Raw genomic sequence first — 16,382 nt, forward strand, 5'->3', positions numbered from 1 at the left:
CGGACCGGTCACGCCGGCCACCCCGATTGGCCCTACCCGGGCCGCCGCCCGACCCCTGTCCGACCCCTGACCGGGCACTGACCGAGCGCTGACCGAGTGCTGACCGACCCGGTACCGGCATACCCGCGATGCTGAGGCCCCGTCATCCGGGGCCCCGATCGGCAGACTTCTCGCCGAGCGAACAACACCAGCCGGGAAACTGCACGAGAACCGCCGCAATTTCCGGTATGAATGCAGGTGGGACGGGTCCAGGCCCGAACCGCAGGCAGGCCGCGAAGCCGGCGGACGAGGCGAGTGCACACCGTTCCACCGATCGGAGCGGAGCGTGTTCGCCATTGGCGTAGCGGGAACACGTGCATCGGGCGGACTAGCGGGAACACCGTCTCCCAACATCAGGTTGGGAAGGGTGTCGGCTGGTCGTGCAGCATGATTCCCCCATACACGTGGGGGGAGATCCACCCTCTTCGCCCACCAACGGGCAAGAGGAGCCCCTGCCGCGCCGCTGAGCGGGACTAGCATGCGGAAGGACAGGGCGGGGACCGACCCCGAACTGCCCGACCGCTCTGAGGAGCGATTAACGATGTTCGAGAGGTTCACCGACCGCGCGCGGCGGGTTGTCGTCCTGGCTCAGGAAGAAGCCCGGATGCTCAACCACAACTACATCGGCACCGAGCACATCCTCCTGGGCCTGATCCACGAGGGTGAGGGTGTCGCCGCTAAGGCCCTGGAGAGCCTCGGGATTTCTCTTGAGGCGGTCCGCCAGCAGGTCGAGGAGATCATCGGCCAGGGCCAGCAGGCCCCGTCCGGTCACATCCCCTTCACCCCCCGGGCGAAGAAGGTCCTGGAGCTGTCGCTCCGCGAGGCCCTTCAGCTGGGCCACAACTACATCGGCACCGAGCACATCCTGCTCGGCCTGATCCGCGAGGGCGAGGGCGTCGCCGCCCAGGTCCTGGTGAAGCTGGGCGCCGACCTCAACCGTGTCCGCCAGCAGGTGATCCAGCTGCTGTCCGGTTACCAGGGCGGCGGCAAGGAGTCGGCCACCGCGGGTGGGCCTGCCGAGGGCACCCCGTCGACCTCGCTGGTCCTGGACCAGTTCGGCCGCAACCTGACCCAGGCCGCCCGCGAGGCCAAGCTCGACCCGGTGATCGGGCGCGAGAAGGAGATCGAGCGGGTCATGCAGGTGCTGTCCCGCCGCACCAAGAACAACCCCGTCCTGATCGGTGAGCCCGGCGTCGGCAAGACCGCCGTGGTCGAGGGCCTGGCCCAGGCGATCGTCAAGGGCGAGGTCCCGGAGACGCTGAAGGACAAGCAGCTCTACACCCTGGACCTGGGCGCCCTGGTCGCCGGCTCCCGCTACCGCGGTGACTTCGAGGAGCGCCTGAAGAAGGTCCTCAAGGAGATCCGCACCCGCGGCGACATCATCCTGTTCATCGACGAGCTGCACACCCTGGTCGGCGCGGGCGCCGCCGAGGGTGCCATCGATGCCGCCAGCATCCTGAAGCCGATGCTGGCCCGCGGTGAGCTGCAGACCATCGGTGCGACCACGCTGGACGAGTACCGCAAGCACCTGGAGAAGGACGCCGCGCTCGAGCGCCGCTTCCAGCCGATCCAGGTCGCGGAGCCGTCGCTGCCGCACACCATCGAGATCCTCAAGGGCCTGCGGGACCGCTACGAGGCGCACCACCGGGTGTCCATCACGGACGCCGCCCTGGTCGCCGCGGCGACCCTGGCCGACCGGTACATCTCGGACCGCTTCCTGCCGGACAAGGCGATCGACCTGATCGACGAGGCCGGCTCCCGGATGCGCATCCGCCGGATGACCGCGCCGCCGGACCTGCGCGAGTTCGACGAGAAGATCGCCGACGTGCGCCGGGAGAAGGAGAGCGCGATCGACGCGCAGGACTTCGAGAAGGCCGCCTCGCTGCGCGATGACGAGAAGCAGCTCCTGAACGCGAAGGCCAAGCGCGAGAAGGAGTGGAAGGCCGGCGACATGGATGTCGTCGCCGAGGTCGACGAGGAGCTGATCGCCGAGGTGCTGGCGACGGCCACCGGCATCCCGGTCTTCAAGCTGACCGAGGAGGAGTCCTCCCGCCTGCTGCGCATGGAGGACGAGCTGCACAAGCGCGTCATCGGCCAGAAGGACGCCATCAAGGCGCTCTCGCAGGCCATCCGGCGCACCCGTGCGGGCCTCAAGGACCCGAAGCGCCCTGGCGGCTCGTTCATCTTCGCCGGCCCGTCCGGCGTCGGTAAGACCGAGCTCTCCAAGACGCTCGCCGAGTTCCTCTTCGGCGACGAGGACGCCCTGATCGCCCTCGACATGTCGGAGTTCAGCGAGAAGCACACCGTCTCGCGGCTCTTCGGCTCGCCGCCCGGCTACGTCGGGTACGAGGAGGGCGGCCAGCTCACCGAGAAGGTGCGCCGCAAGCCGTTCTCGGTCGTGCTCTTCGACGAGGTCGAGAAGGCCCACCCGGACATCTTCAACTCGCTGCTGCAGATCCTGGAGGACGGTCGACTGACCGACTCCCAGGGCCGGGTCGTGGACTTCAAGAACACGGTCATCATCATGACCACCAACCTCGGCACCCGGGACATCTCCAAGGGCTTCAACCTGGGCTTCGCGGCCCAGGGCGACACCGCCTCGGGCTACGAGCGGATGAAGAACAAGGTCGGCGAGGAGCTCAAGCAGCACTTCCGCCCCGAGTTCCTCAACCGTGTCGACGACATCGTCGTCTTCCACCAGCTGACCGAGGAGGACATCATCCAGATCGTCGACCTGATGGTCGACAAGGTGGATGGTCGGCTCAAGGACCGCGACATGGGCCTGGAGCTCAGCATCGAGGCCAAGCAGCTGCTGGCCAAGCGCGGTTACGACCCGGTTCTCGGTGCCCGTCCGCTGCGTCGCACGATTCAGCGCGAGATCGAGGACCACCTTTCCGAGAAGATCCTCTTCGGCGAGCTGCGGGCCGGCCAGATCGTGGTGGTCGGCGTCGAGGGCGAAGGCAAGGAAGCCAAGTTCACCTTCCGTGGCGAGGAGAAGTCGGCTATCGCCGACACTCCGGCCGCGGTGGTGGCCCCGGGCCCGGACCTGACGAAGTAGCACCTCCCGCTCAAAAGCCCCGGCCCCCAGCTGATTCAGCTGGGGGCCGGGGCTTTCTGTCGCCGCACTTGCTGGTAGGTATGGGGAGTGCGCTTCGACTCCGTTCCGATGCCCGAAGACCATCCGGACCAGGCCCCGTGACACCCGCGGGTATCCGGTGCCGGCCATCACGCCCTGGGAGGGCGAGGAGCCGCAGTTCGCGCTCACCGACTACGGGCGCAGCGCCGACTGCGCCCGGCAGCGGCTCTGCTCGGTCTGCAACACCCTGATGCCGCGCGGCCCGGTCTGGCGGGTGGTGGGCGCCGCCGAGTCCGCCGCGATCGGCGAGGCGCTGGCGGCCGGTCGGCCGTACCGCAATCTCGCGCCGACCCTGGAGGCCCCCGGGCACCGCGCGTGCATGCTGTACGCCTCGATGGTCTGCCCCTACCTGGCTCGCCCCAACGCGCGGCGCGGGCTGAGCGCCGAGCAGCCGGACGACCTGACCGCGCACGTGGTGCGCGGTGCCGTGCGGGGCGCGCTCGGCGCCGTGGTGGGGTTCGGCGACTACGAGTTCGCGGTCACCGGGAGCCAGGTGCTGTTCCGCTTCCTCGACGTGGTCGAGTTCCTGCCGCACGACACCGCGGACACCCACCTGGCCGAGCTGCGGGCCGAACTCGCCCGCCGGGAACCGCAGTAGGCGTCAGGCTCGGTAGGCGGGCAGACCGGCGACGCCGGAGATCAGCTTGGGGGCGGCCGAGCCGTTGGCCGGGAGGGTGACGACGCCCGCCGGGGTCCGGGCGGCGATGGTCTTGCCGTCCGGGGAGAACACGGGCTCGCTGTAGTCGGTGGTGGCGTTCGGCGTGAGGTCCTTGGTCTGGGCGGGGTTGTAGGTGGACGCCTCGAAGAGGTGGTCGTGCCCGCCGACGGAGCGGACGAAGACGATGTTCATCTCGTCGGAGGAAAGGTCGGGCTCGGAGCCCTTGGTCATCACACCGCCCTGCTGGCGCAGGTAGTCGTCACGGATGTAGACGTCGCCGTCGGCGGTGTTGGCGTAGACGGAGGTGCCGATGTGACCCGCGGCGTTCGGCCAGACGTTGCCGGTCGTCGGGTTGGGGGCCTCGTTGTCACCCGAGTTGTCGTACAGGCTCACCACCGCGGGGGTGCCGTGGACGGAGGAGGCCACGACGCGCTCCAGCTGCGAGACCCCGCCCTTGGACGCGGCGAAGAGGATGTTGTTCTTCGCCGGAACGCCGTTCACGTCCCCGGCGGCCGTCACCTGCCAGGTGGGGTGCGACCAGCTCTCGCCGCTGGGGGCGACGGCCACGGTGACCTTGCCGGTGCCGTCGGGGTTGCTGGTGACCAGGTTGCCCGCGCCGTCGATGAAGGCGGCCCGGCTGCCGTTCGGGGACCAGGCGAGGTCCCGGACGACGGTGCCGAAGTTGACCGAAGTCCCGTTCATCACCACGTAGTCGGTGCCGTTGCTGATGGTCAGCCCGGTGTGCGCGGTGCCGTTCAGGACCGGGACGGGAGCCGCGCTGGTCCGAGGGGCCGAGGGACGGGTGGAGGGGGTCTGCCCGCCGCCGGTCGGGGCCGTCGAGGTCGGGGTGGCGGAGGCGGAGTCCGTCGGGGTCGAGGTCGGGGCCGAGGACGAGCTGTCGGTCGGGGCGACGGTGACCGCCGAGGGCTTGGCGGGTGCGGCGCTGGTGCCGGTGGAGCCGGACGGGCCGCAGCCGGTCAGCAGCAGCGTGCCGGTGATCGTGGCGGTGAGGGCGATGGCGGCGGCGGTGCTGCGGCGGTTGGTGCGAGCGGACATGAGCGGTTCCCCCAGGGACCTGGATGCGACGTACGGGATGCTCGCGTGAGCCGCGCCGCCATCCTGGGGCCTTCAGTTGCCCGTTCGACTGGTTGCTGCTCTGTGCGATGTAAGAAGCCTGTCAGCGCCGGGTCCGGGATCTGTGTGGCGTCCGTCACGGCTGCGCAACAGAGCCGGGCGTGAGAGGCCGTCAGCCCCGCCGCAGGGACTCGCGGACCGCGATGGTGAGTGGGTGGCCGGGGCTGAGGGTGTCCTCGCAGAGGGCCAGGGTGCGTTCGGCCAGGGCGATCGCCTGGTAGGGGTTGCCCAGCGCCCAGTCGGCCTTGGCCAGTTCGTGGCGCGAGCGCAGGGTGTCGGGGTGGGCCGGGCCGAGCAGCCGGCCGCGGTCGTCGATGATCCGGGCCAGCATCGCCGCGGCCCGTCCGGGTTCGCCGGTGCGCCGCCGGGCGACGGCCAACTCGTGGCGCAGGGCCAGGATTTCCGGGTGCTGCGGACCCAGCACCCGGCCCGCCAGCACCAGCGTGACCTCCAGCAGGGAGAGCGCGAGGGCGTGGTCGCCCTGCTCCAGGTAGCCGACCGCCAGGTGGCGGCGGGCGGCGAAGCTGGCCGGGTGGTGCTCCCCCAGGACGCGGGTGCGGGCCAGGTTGACCGCCTCCAGGATCGGCACGGCCCGGAACAGGTCGCCCGCCTGCGCGTAGGCGATGGCCAGGCGCAGGCTGACGGTGAGGGTCGCCGGGAAGTCCTCGCCGAGCACCCGCACGGCGTCCAGGTGCAGTTGCTCCAGTGCCGCTATCGACTGCCCGGCGTCGCCCGCCTCGGCGTAGGCGACGGCCCGGGCGGTGCGGATGGTCAGGGTCTCCGGGTGGTCCTCGCCCAGGGCCTGCTCGGCGTCCACCACCAGCCACTCGAACATGGTGATCGCCCGAGCCAGCGAGCCGGCGTCCCGCAGCGCGGTGGCCAGGCTGCCCCGGGCGGCGAGGGCGTGCGGGTGCTCGGGCCCGAGCAGCGCCTCGGTCTCCTCGCGCAGCCGCTCGAACAGCGGTATGGCCAGCGACAGTGCCCCGGCCTGCAGATACGCCTCGCCGAGCCGGCCCCGGATCACCAGCAGGTCCGCTGGTCCGGCCCGCCCCTCGGCGTCCGCCAGCAGCTGCTCGAAGCTCGGTACGGCGCCGGCCAGATCACCCGCCTCCAGCCGGGCGTCGGCCAGCCGCAGCCGGGACGAGAAGGCGTCCGGGTGCCCGCGTCCCACCAACTGCTCGGTGAGCGTGACGATCTGCTCCAGAGTCGGGATCTCCCGGTCCAGGTCGCCGGCCTCCTGGTAGGCGCGGGCCAGCACCTCGCGGGAGGCCAGCGCGGCCGGCTCCCCGGCGTCCGCGACCTGGGCATCGATCGCCGCCAGCCGGCGCAGCGCCTCCTCCCCGCCGATCCGCTCCAGCAGTCGGCAGACCAGCCAGACGGGCAGGTCGCTGCTCGGGGTGAGCAGCGGCAGCAGGGCCTCGCCGATCGCGTACAGGCCGTGCCACTCCCTGGCCTCGTAGGTCTGGCCGGCCTCGGTGGGGAACATCCGCAGCAGCGGCACCAGTTGGTCCAGCACCTCGGCCTGCACCGGCTCGTCCAGCACCGAGGCGTACGGCAGGCAGGTGGCCGCCACCAGCCGGATCCAGCGCGCCTCGCGCGGGTCGGAGCGGGCGTCGGCCGCCGCGAGCAGCCGGTGCAGCAGCTCCACCCGGTCGCGCGGCGAGCAGTGGCCCACGCCCATCCGCACGACGTCCGCCCACTGCTCGTCGGCGGCCCGGTCGGCGAGCAGGCCGAAGTCCCGGTCCTCCATGAACTCCCGTGCGGCCAGGTAGTCCTGGAAGGTGCGGTGGACGAACTCGAAGGTCTCCACGCTGGTCTCGGCCAACAGGCCGGTACGCTCCAGCAGATGGCGGAAGACCTGCTCGGCGTCGATCCCCCGGTGGGCGGCGGGCAGGCTGGGCAGCACCCGGCCGATCTGCCGCAGCGCGTCCGAACGACCGCCCTCGGTCTGGCCGTTGGCCACCAGCCAGGCCGCCACCCGCTGCAGCAGCGCGAGTTGCTCCTCGCGGCCGAGCTGCTCGCCGAGCGGCCCGACCGCCACCCGGCGCTGCTTGTCGCGCCTGACCAGCAGCATGTTCAGCGCCGACTCGTAGACCTCCATGGTGCGGTGCGGCGGCGCACCCTCCCACTCCCGGTGCAGCGCGCAGATCATCGCGCAGAGCAGCGGGCTGTCGGTGAGGGCGTCCAGCTCGGGCGAGCGGTCCAGGGTGCGCAGCAGGGCGTTCTTCATCTCCCGGAAGCGCTGCTCGTGGGCCGTCCGGTCGGCCGGGTCCCAGTCCTCGGCGTCATCGGCCTCGGCGGCCAGCGCGGCCTGGTGCCAGCGCTCCACGAAGAGCGTGCGGTCCCACTCGTTCATCGGGCAGAGCGTCAGCTCGTCGAAGCGCAGATGGCGCAGGAAGCGCGGCGGGACGGCCGAAGGGCGGACGGTGACCAGGGTGAAGACCCGCGGGTAGTCGTCCAGCAGCTCGGCCAGCCACTCCTCGGCCTCCTCGCGGTGCTGCTGCGGGACTTCGTCCAGGCCGTCCACCAGCAGCACCGCGCGGCCGCTCTCGAAGACCCGCTCGGCCCAGCCGTGCGGCTGGCTGTCGGCCACCCGGCTGCGGTCGATGGCGAGGAAGTCGGCGGGGCGCGGGCGCAGGTTGCGCAGCTGGAACATGGTGCGCAGGCGCAGCACGAAGGGCACCCGGTAGTTGAAGTCGGCGAGTTCGCCGGCGAAGCCGCCGCCCACCGCGGTGACGGCCAGCCACTGCAGCAGCGTGGTCTTGCCGGAGCCGGCCTGGCCGCGCAGCAGCACCCGGTGGCGGCCCTTGAGCATCCGCTCGACCCGCTGGCGCTGCGCGGGGCGGGCCAGCGAGGGTTCGCGGTCGCCGCTCTCGGGTTCGACGGCGGGCACCGCCTCCAGGCTGAGGTAGGCCGTCTCCAGCGCCCAGGGCTGCGACTGCGGCAGGCCGAAGATCTTCAGCCGGCCGTGCTCCTTGCGGATCGAGCGGGCGTAGTGCTCCTCGAACTCCGCATCGGCGCGCTCGCCCGGCGAGATGCCCTGCACCCGGATGTCGCGGTCCAGGTGGCGGGCCAGCACGGCGGCGAAGGACGGGTCGGACAGCAGCGGGGCCAGCGCGACCAGGCCGAGCTGCGAGTGGTGCCAGATGCCGGGCGCGAGGTCGGCGGTGGCCAGGCCCAGCAGCAGGCCGTTGAAGAGCACGGGGGCGCCGGACATCCCGGACCACGGGGACTGCGCTCCGGTCACCGGGCCGGGCGGCTGGTGCAGGGTGCTGAGCACGTGCCGACCGGTACCGACCGCGCTGCCGGGGGCCAGCGTGCCGATCAGCTGGTGGCTGCGCAGCACACCGCCGTCCTCGCGGGTGGCGGCCGGGTAGCCGGTGGCATGGCAGAGCGGCACGGGCTCGCTGCTGTCGATCCGGCCCCAGCGCAGCTCCTCGAAGCGCTCGGCGGTGCCGGGACGCACCAGGTCGGCGGCGGCCAGCAGCAGCGCGACGTCGTTGCCCAGGCCCGGCCGGACCTCACCGTCCGGGGCGCCGCCGCCGCGGTCGGAGCGCCAGAGAGGGGCGCAGCGCACCCAGCCCCGGCCACCCGGCACGGCGGCCTCGATCTGCTCCTCGGGCGGGGTGCCGGGGCCGGCGGGCTCGGCGGGCAGCAGATGGGCGGCGGTGAGGATCAGCCGGGCGCTGAGCAGCAGCCCGCTGCCCTGGCTCGCCGCGCGGACCGCCGCGATCCGCTGCGCCGTCAAGGTCAATGGAAGCCCTCGCGACTGCCCAGATCCTGGTGGCCGACCAGCGGGCTGGCGCCGGTGACCACGTCCTTGGGGGTGAGCGTGACGGTCACCCGGTGCGCTCTGGTCCGACCCGCAGAGGCCTCCAGATCGGCCGACAGGACCCAGGCGCGCACGCCGCCGGAGGCCTTGGCATCCCGGCGCAGTTCGACGGTGAACTCTATTTCCACCGGTCCGACCTCGAACTGGATGCGCTGGCCGGCCGCCTGCTCGGCCGCCGCCGCCAGCTGCCGCCGGACGGCCTGCACGGCATCGGCCAGTTCGATGTCCGCGACAGCTTCGCTCACGACGTCTCCCCGAGTGATCCGCAGTCAGATGGATCCGACATTAGGTCAGCCGGCGCGCGCTGTCCGGCGAAGTAGGAATTCGACTTTCCGTACCGGCACCGGACGTCCGTGCCACCCGGGAGGTGAGTCCCGTCACCCGACGAGCCGATGAGCCGATAAAGCGATCACTCCGCCAAGCGCCTGAAATTACCGATCTGACCGCGCTCCACGCCGGGACAGCTGATCCGATTTCGTTATTGCCTCCCTGACGGTTACACCTGAATGGTCCCCCGAGCCGTTGCGAGGTCGCCCACCCATGCCCACCACCGCGTCACCGACGCCCCTGCCGCCGGCACCTCTCGCCCCGTACGCGGTCTTCTACGGCCCGCACCGGCGCAAGGCCGCCACGGCCGCCGCCGCGGGCGCCGTGCTGCTCGGGGTCATACTGGCCGCCGTGCCAGGCAGCGCCGCCGCCCGGACGGTGCGGCCGACCACCCCCGGAAGCTCCGCCTTCACCGCCGCCGGGCACGGCCTCGACACCCGGGCCGACCTGGTCCAGCGCGGCGAACCGACCGCCTACCCGCTGCCTGGCGGGCCCGGCAGCGCGAGGGACGCCGTCGGCACGACGTCCAGGCTGACCCCGCACGCCCCGCCCGCCCCGGCGCCCCCTCCCGCGCCGCACTGGTTCGCCCCCGTCCCCGGCGCGCGGATCAGCAATCCGTACGGTGAGCCGAACCCCGAGTACGCGGCGGGCTACCACACCGGCGTGGACTTCGCGGTGGACCAGGGCACGCCGGTACTCGCGGTCGGCGACGCCACCGTGGTCTCGGCCGGCTGGGCCGGCTCGTACGGCAATCAGATCGTGCTGCTGCTGGAGGACGGCCGCTACGCCCAGTACGCGCACCTCTCCGAGCTGGCGATCGGCCCGGGCGACACGGTGACGGCCGGCCAGCGGATCGGCGCCTCCGGCAGCACCGGCAACTCCACCGGCCCGCACCTTCACTTCGAGATCCGCACCAGCAACAGCTACGGAGCGGTCACCGACCCGATCGGCTACCTCTCCGGACACGGCGCCACCAACTTCTGACCGGCCCGCTTCTGACTGGCCCGCTTCTGATCGGCCCCCTTCTGACCGGCCCCCGCAGCGGCGCCCGGGTCAGGAGACCCCGGCCTCAATCCGCTCGGCGATCTCCAGGGCCACCGTGAGCGAGGCCGCCACGGCCTCATCCAGGGTGGCGCCCTGCGCATCGCACACGTGGTCGGCGGCCTGGCCGTCGTCGAGGTCCTGCTTGAGCAGGAAGAGCGCCGAGTTGACCGAGAAGAGCGCCATGGTCGCGCGCAGCCGGTCCTCGAACGAGGCGCGCGGACCGTGGACCAGTCGGATCATCCCGACCATCCGCTCCTTGAACTCCAGGCCCGCCGGGCTCCCCCGCAGGGCCGGCTGGTTCTCGTGGAAGAAGCGCAGCAGCGGGGCCCGCTCGACCATCCCGGCCGCGAACCGCCGCACCAACTCGTCGCGCACCTGCGGCGACCAAGGCTGCTTCTCGCCCCAGGCGATCGCGTCGTCGATCGGCGCCGCCATCGCCTCGACGATGCCGTGGACGATGTCGTCCTTGGTCTTGAAGTGGTAGTACAGCGCGGCCTTCGTCACACCGAGCCGGTCGGCGATCTCGCGCAGCGAGGTCTTCTCGTACCCGTTCTCCGCGAAGAGTTCCAGCGCCACCGCGATGATCCGTCCGCGGGTGTCACTGCGGGGGCTCAGTGTCGAACTCATGACTTCACGGCCTGCCTTGATAGCTGCGTGGGGTTAGGGCGTCGGTGCCGTCGGACTACTCGGCCAGGCACCGACTCCGGCCTCATTCTCGCTGACCAGGCGGCTGTGGCCGAATTCGGCTTGACGCCCGGCTTACACAGACCTTACCGTGCCAACGGACAACAAACTAGCCGGGCGGCAAGTAAGTATCGCCCTCAAGGCCCGCAGAGCCGCGGACCGCACTGCGCTTCCGGGAGACGCACCATGGCACAACAGCAGGTCGACGCGAAGGCGGACACCCCGCCCTCAGCAGTCGAAGGGGAGGCCGGCACCCCGGCGCAGGCGCGAACGCACCGCGAGATAACGCTGGTGATGATCGGTCTGGTCATCACCATGCTCCTGGCGATGCTCGACAACCTCATCGTCGGCACCGCCATGCCGACCATCGTCGGCGACCTCGGTGGTGCCAACCACCTCTCCTGGGTCGTCACCTCGTACACCCTGGCCACCGCCGCCGCCACGCCGATCTGGGGCAAGCTCGGCGACCTCTACGGCCGCAAGGGCACCTTCCTCACCTCGATCGTGATCTTCCTGGTCGGCTCGGCGCTCTCCGGGCTCTCGCAGAACATGACCGAGCTGATCGCCTTCCGCGCCCTGCAGGGCCTGGGCGCCGGCGGCCTGATGGTCGGCGTGATGTCGATCATGGGTGCGCTGGTGTCGCCGCGTGAGCGCGCCAAGTACCAGGGCATGTTCGCCGCGGTCATGGCGCTCGCCACGGTCGGCGGCCCGCTGCTCGGCGGTTTCATCACCGACCACTTCAGCTGGCACTGGATCTTCTACATCAACCTGCCGCTGGGTCTGATCGCGCTGGCCGTGGTCACCGTCACCCTGCACCTGCCCAAGGTCCGCTCCACCGCGAAGGTCGACTACCTCGGCGCGGCACTGCTCACCACCGGCATCACCTCGCTGGTCCTGATCACCACCTGGGGCGGCGGGCAGTACGCCTGGGGCTCCAAGCACATCATCGGCCTCGGCGTGCTGGCCGTCGCCGCCCTGATCGGCTTCTGCTACACCGAGCAGCGCGCCGAGGAGCCGATGCTGCCGCTCGGCCTCTTCAAGAACGTCAACTTCTCGATGGTCTCGATCATCGGCTTCATCGTCGGCTTCCTGATGTTCGGCGCCGTCGCCTTCCTGCCGCAGTACCAGCAGTACGTGCAGGGCGCCTCGGCCACCAACTCCGGCCTGCTGCTGATGCCGATGATGTTCGGCATGCTGGTGGTCTCGCTGGTGGTCGGCCAGATCGTCAGCAAGACGGGCAAGTACCGGATCTTCCCGCTGATCGGCACCACGGTGATGGGCGGCGGCGCGCTGCTGCTCTCCACCCTGGGCACCGACACCACCCGCTTCACCTCCAGCTGCTACATGGTGGCGCTCGGCGCCGGCATGGGCTTCCTGATGCAGATCACCATGCTGGTGGCGCAGAACAGCGTGGAGCTCAAGGACATGGGCGTGGCCAGCTCGACGGCGACGCTGTTCCGCACCATCGGCGGCTCGTTCGGCGTGGCGCTCTTCGGCTCGCTCTACACCAACCGGATCACCGCCGGCCTGAAGCAGGTGCCGCAGCTCGCCGGACACGCGTCGGACGCCTCCGCGGCCAACGCGCTGACCCCGGCGACGCTCAAGTCGAAGCCCGAGTTCTTCCAGAACGCCTTCCACCACGCGGTGGCCAGCGGCATCCACTCGGTCTTCCTGTGCGCCGCCGTGATCACCGTGATCGCGATCGCCGCGGCCGTTTTCCTGCGGGACATCCCGCTGCGCGGCGGCCCGAAGTCGGAGAGCTCGCTGGAGGCGGCGGCCATCTGAGCCGCCCCGCCCGCAACGCCGCAGCCCCCACCCAGTTCGGGTGGGGGCTGCGGCGTTTTCGCGGCTACTGCGGGAGGCGGTAGACCCCAGGGGCGACTGGCTCCACCAGGCCGTCCACCACCAGGCCGTCCAGGGCGCGGGCGCGCTGGATCGGCTCGGGCCAGACGGCGTCCAGGCGGTGCTGCTCGACCTCGCCGTGCGCCTCGCGCAGCACGGCGAGCAGCTTGCCGCGCACCTGGCGGTCCGTGCCCTCGTACGTCTGCCCCCGGCGCGCCGGGCCCTCGTACGGCGGGCAGCCGGCCTGCTGCCAGGCGCAGTGCGCGCGCAGCGGGCAGCCGCCGCACTCCGGGCCGCGCGCGGTGCAGACCAGCGCGCCCAGCTCCATCACGCCCACCGCCCACTCGGCCGCCGTGGCCGCCGCGTCCGGCAGCAGCTCGACGGCGGTACGGCGCTCGGCGGCGGTGGTCGCCTGGGCCGGGTACTCGACGCCGGTGACCGCGCGCGCGAAGACCCGGCGCACATTGGTGTCCAGCACCGCGTGGCGGCGGCGGAAGGCGAAGGAGGCCACGGCGGCGGCGGTGTACTCGCCGACGCCGGGCAGCGCCAGCAGCGCGGCGTGGTCGTCCGGGACCTCGCCGCCGTGCCGCTCGGTGATCGCGACCGCGGCGGCGTGCAGGCGCAGCGCCCGGCGCGGGTAGCCCAGCCGGCCCCACATCCGGACCGCCTCACCCGGTGCGTCGGCGGCCAGCGCGGCCGGCGTCGGCCAGCGCTCCAGCCAGGCCGCGTAGGCGGGCAGCACCCGCTTCACCGGGGTCTGCTGGAGCATGAACTCACTCACCATCACCGCCCAGGGCGACGCCTGCGGGGTGCGCCACGGCAGGTCGCGGGCGTTCTCCCGGTACCAGTCGAGGACGATGGTGTGCAGGAGCGGGGCGGGGGTACGCGTGGTGGTCGGCATAGCACCTCGATCCTCGCACAGTCGCCCGCCGAACGGGCGAGGCCTATGACCGACCGCACTCCCGCGCCGCTCCCACGCCGCTCCCCCGCCGCTCCCTCGTACGGAGCAAATGGCGGATGATGTGAAAGAAGCTGCCCGAGGATGGTGTTGTTGCGTCTGGCGGTGCTCCGACTCTCGTAGAGTTTGATCGTGCCTTCTCTGCGTCAGCCCGTCGGACCGCTGCCAGCTTCGATCTACTGGCGGCGGCGGCTTGTCGTGCTCGCCGCCGTGGCGGTGGCGGCGCTGCTGGTTTTGTGGTTGACGACCGGTCAGGGCGGCGGCGGCAAACCGGCCGCCACCGCGCACCCCGCGCCGGCGCCCTCGGTGCCCACCTCGATCACCCCCGGCGCCACCCCGACCGGCCCGGCCATCACCAGCCACCCGGGCGGCACCGGCGGCACCTCCGGCGGAGCGGCAGGCGGGACGGCGGGCGGGACGGCTGCCGGTGCGTCCGGCGGGTCCGGCGGCACGACCGGCGGTACGGGTACGGACACCACGGGCAGCGGCAGCACCGGCGGCGACAGCAGCTCCTCGGGAGGCAGCGGCGGTGGCAGTGCGGGCGGCGCTCCGCCGGTCAACACCAGCGACGTGATGGCTCTGCCCGTCTGCACCGCCTCCCAGCTCACCCTGGAGCTGGCCGGCACCCAGAACGCCTACCAGGCCAAGGACAAGCCGACCTTCGAGCTCAAGGTCCGCAATGCCTCCGGCTCCCCCTGCCGCGTCGACCTGAGCCAGGCCGCCGCCGCGATCACCGTCAACTCGGCCAGCGGGGAGCGGATCTGGTCCTCCGCCGACTGCGTCACGGACAAGCAGGGCCGCTGGGTGCAGATCACCCCGGCCACCGCCCTCACCGAGACGTTCATCTGGGACCGCACCCGCAGCAAGCCCCAGTGCCCCACCCCCACGGACACGACCCCGGCCCCCGCCGGCAACTACCTCGTCCAGGCCGAACTCACCGGCCCGCCCGGCGGCCCCGTCCCCGCCCGCACCTCCACCCGCCTGGACCCCTGAGCCCGATTGTCAGCCGCCGCCGCTACGGTCGTTCGCTGTGGCCGACATCTACGAACTCTCCCTCGCCGTTGACCTGCGCGACGACCTCTCCGACGCCGAACTCGCCGAGCTGCGCTGGCACCTCGGCCTGGCACCGAGGCCGGACAGCCTGAGCATCGTCCGCGCGTTCCCGTTCGTAGTGGGGAACGATCTCGGCGAACTGGTCACAGAGGACGACCCCGCGCCGCTCCTGGGACAGCACGGCGAAGCCCGGAAGGTCGCCGGAGCACTCACCTCCGTTCTGCTTCGGCGCGAGGAGAGTCGGCACGGGGGCTGGGCCCTGACCGCTCGCCAGGAGGCCCACCCGGATGATTTCGACCGGCTGGGCGAGCTGCTCAGCTGGCTGGCAACCAAGACGGTCCAGCACCATGAACGCCTCGACGGCTCCGTCGAGCTGGGCTGGATCCGCTTCTACGAGTCGGACCAGCCCAACCCCCTCACCGTGCGGGACGCCGGCGTCAGCTGGCCATAGACGGGCCCCCGACCAGCCATCTTGTCTTGACCGGCCAGACCCCGAGGACGATGGCGCCCCTCCTGTCTGTGATGATCGCTCCGAACTTCAAGGAGGACGTGGTGGATAGGCCGACAGATGCCCCCGAGGCCGACCGGCGCGATGCGGACGGCGGTCGCGTCCGCATCCGGCCGGGTGATGTGCTGGTGCTGGAGTGTCCCTTCTCCGAGACCACAGTCACCGGAGTCACCCGCGGCTTCGCCCATGTTCGCTGGCCGTGGCGGGAGATGGACCCGCTGGCAAAAGGCTTCCGCTGGGACGGTGACTTCGCGCTCCCGACGGCTGCGAGCCACGGGTGGGAGACGTTGTACTTCCGATCGGAGCCGACAGCGGGCGCACTGAAGACGGGTGATGCCTGCCTGGTGGGGATCCCTCCGACGCAGGTGCACGTCGTGGCGGTCCATCACTTCGATCCGCCGCTGGTGACCGGCATGCTGCCTCGGCCCGCGTGCTACGTCGAGGTCCTGCCGCAGGGCGAGAGCCATGATCCGGACCTTGAGGAGCAGGCATTCACGTTCGACCCGGCGGGCGGCGAGCCCATGCGCCTCGAACTTCTCTTTCGCCCCTACGCCTTCCTCGAACCAGGAGATGAAGTCACCGACCGGGATGGGCGTGCCTGGCGGTTCGACGCGGCTTGGGCATGGCACCCCTTCGACGATGGGCAACCCAGCACCCCGGCCTGGCCGCTGGCCCTGCTCTCCCGCAACGGCAAGCCCACGCCGGAGCAGGCCGCCGCCGTCGCCCGGGCAACGGCGGCGGGCAACCACGCGGAGGAACTCGGGAGATGGACAGAACACACCCTCGCGAAGCCGCCCACCGATCGGCAGTGATCGCCACGGCCATACATGGTCAGACATTGCATCGGCGTCGAAGCGGAGGACTGGAACCAGTTCGCGGCCCTGCCTCGCGCCGGGTGAACCCGATGCGGGGCAGGCTGCGCTGAGTGATCAGCAGTCGGTGGGGAACTCCCCGGCGCGGATGCCGGCCACGAAGTAGTGCCAGGCGGCGGCGGGGAAGACCAGGGCGGGGCCCTGCGGGTCCTTGGAGTCGCGCACGGGCAGCACGCCGGTGAAGCCGTCCGCCACCTCGACGCAGTCGCCGCCCTGGCCGCGACGCAGTTGCCGCCCTGGCCGCTGTAGCTGCTCTTGCGCCACGCCGCGTACTCAAGCTCCGGGGTGTCCATCA

12 protein-coding genes and 1 pseudogene are annotated in these 16,382 nt (G+C 71.5%); 7 read left to right on the top strand and 6 right to left on the bottom strand.

The window, feature by feature from the left end:
- The first annotated feature begins 580 nt into the window (after positions 1-580).
- Together P3T34_RS17155 and P3T34_RS17160 are read left to right on the top strand one after the other, a co-directional pair.
- On the top strand, positions 581-3,097 hold the full coding sequence (locus tag P3T34_RS17155) for an ATP-dependent Clp protease ATP-binding subunit (RefSeq protein WP_280666897.1): 2,517 nt from the start codon (positions 581-583) through the stop codon (positions 3,095-3,097).
- 157 nt (positions 3,098-3,254) lie between these two features.
- The gene (locus P3T34_RS17160) at positions 3,255-3,773 is read left to right on the top strand and encodes a hypothetical protein (protein ID WP_280666898.1); all 519 of its coding nucleotides are present in this window, start codon (positions 3,255-3,257) and stop codon (positions 3,771-3,773) included.
- A 3-nt stretch (positions 3,774-3,776) separates the two neighbouring features.
- On the opposite strand, the gene P3T34_RS17165 is transcribed toward P3T34_RS17160, so the two are convergent.
- From P3T34_RS17165 to P3T34_RS17175, 3 genes are all read right to left on the bottom strand, one after another.
- The gene (locus P3T34_RS17165; RefSeq protein ID WP_280666899.1) at positions 3,777-4,889 is read right to left on the bottom strand and encodes a hypothetical protein; all 1,113 of its coding nucleotides are present in this window, start codon (positions 4,887-4,889) and stop codon (positions 3,777-3,779) included.
- 190 nt (positions 4,890-5,079) lie between these two features.
- On the bottom strand, positions 5,080-8,721 hold the full coding sequence (locus tag P3T34_RS17170) for a tetratricopeptide repeat protein (protein ID WP_280666900.1): 3,642 nt from the start codon (positions 8,719-8,721) through the stop codon (positions 5,080-5,082).
- Complete coding sequence (locus P3T34_RS17175) at positions 8,718-9,044, bottom strand: trypco2 family protein (protein ID WP_280666901.1); 327 nt, start codon at positions 9,042-9,044, stop codon at positions 8,718-8,720. The genes P3T34_RS17170 and P3T34_RS17175 overlap by 4 nt, the downstream gene beginning before the upstream one ends.
- A 295-nt stretch (positions 9,045-9,339) precedes the next feature.
- Here P3T34_RS17175 and P3T34_RS17180 point away from each other — a divergent pair, with 295 nt between their 5' ends.
- Positions 9,340-10,110, top strand: a complete 771-nt coding sequence (locus P3T34_RS17180) for a M23 family metallopeptidase (protein WP_280666902.1) — start codon at positions 9,340-9,342, stop codon at positions 10,108-10,110.
- 69 nt (positions 10,111-10,179) lie between these two features.
- Here P3T34_RS17180 and P3T34_RS17185 read toward each other — a convergent pair whose 3' ends face one another.
- The gene (locus tag P3T34_RS17185) at positions 10,180-10,797 is read right to left on the bottom strand and encodes a helix-turn-helix domain-containing protein (RefSeq protein ID WP_280666903.1); all 618 of its coding nucleotides are present in this window, start codon (positions 10,795-10,797) and stop codon (positions 10,180-10,182) included.
- 351 nt (positions 10,798-11,148) lie between these two features.
- Between P3T34_RS17185 and P3T34_RS17190 the strand changes: the two genes are divergently transcribed.
- On the top strand, positions 11,149-12,639 hold the full coding sequence (locus P3T34_RS17190) for an MDR family MFS transporter (RefSeq protein ID WP_280672175.1): 1,491 nt from the start codon (positions 11,149-11,151) through the stop codon (positions 12,637-12,639).
- Between the two features lie 64 nt (positions 12,640-12,703).
- Here P3T34_RS17190 and P3T34_RS17195 read toward each other — a convergent pair whose 3' ends face one another.
- The gene (locus P3T34_RS17195) at positions 12,704-13,597 is read right to left on the bottom strand and encodes an A/G-specific adenine glycosylase (protein WP_280666904.1); all 894 of its coding nucleotides are present in this window, start codon (positions 13,595-13,597) and stop codon (positions 12,704-12,706) included.
- 189 nt (positions 13,598-13,786) lie between these two features.
- On the opposite strand from P3T34_RS17195, the gene P3T34_RS17200 reads away from it, so the two are divergent.
- From P3T34_RS17200 to P3T34_RS17210, 3 genes are all read left to right on the top strand, one after another.
- Positions 13,787-14,647, top strand: coding sequence for a hypothetical protein (locus P3T34_RS17200; protein ID WP_280666905.1), 861 nt, complete (start codon positions 13,787-13,789; stop codon positions 14,645-14,647).
- Positions 14,648-14,684: 37 nt separating this feature from the next.
- On the top strand, positions 14,685-15,158 hold the full coding sequence (locus tag P3T34_RS17205; RefSeq protein ID WP_280666906.1) for a hypothetical protein: 474 nt from the start codon (positions 14,685-14,687) through the stop codon (positions 15,156-15,158).
- A gap of 71 nt (positions 15,159-15,229) precedes the next feature.
- Positions 15,230-16,027 (top strand): hypothetical protein, encoded by a 798-nt coding sequence (locus P3T34_RS17210; protein WP_280666908.1) that lies wholly within the window; start codon positions 15,230-15,232, stop codon positions 16,025-16,027.
- 117 nt (positions 16,028-16,144) lie between these two features.
- Here P3T34_RS17210 and P3T34_RS17215 read toward each other — a convergent pair.
- Positions 16,145-16,380: pseudogene (locus P3T34_RS17215) on the bottom strand (DUF397 domain-containing protein).
- Positions 16,381-16,382: the final 2 nt, after the last annotated feature.

The sequence above is a fragment of the Kitasatospora sp. MAP12-44 genome (assembly GCF_029892095.1).
In the GTDB taxonomy this organism is placed as follows: domain Bacteria; phylum Actinomycetota; class Actinomycetes; order Streptomycetales; family Streptomycetaceae; genus Kitasatospora.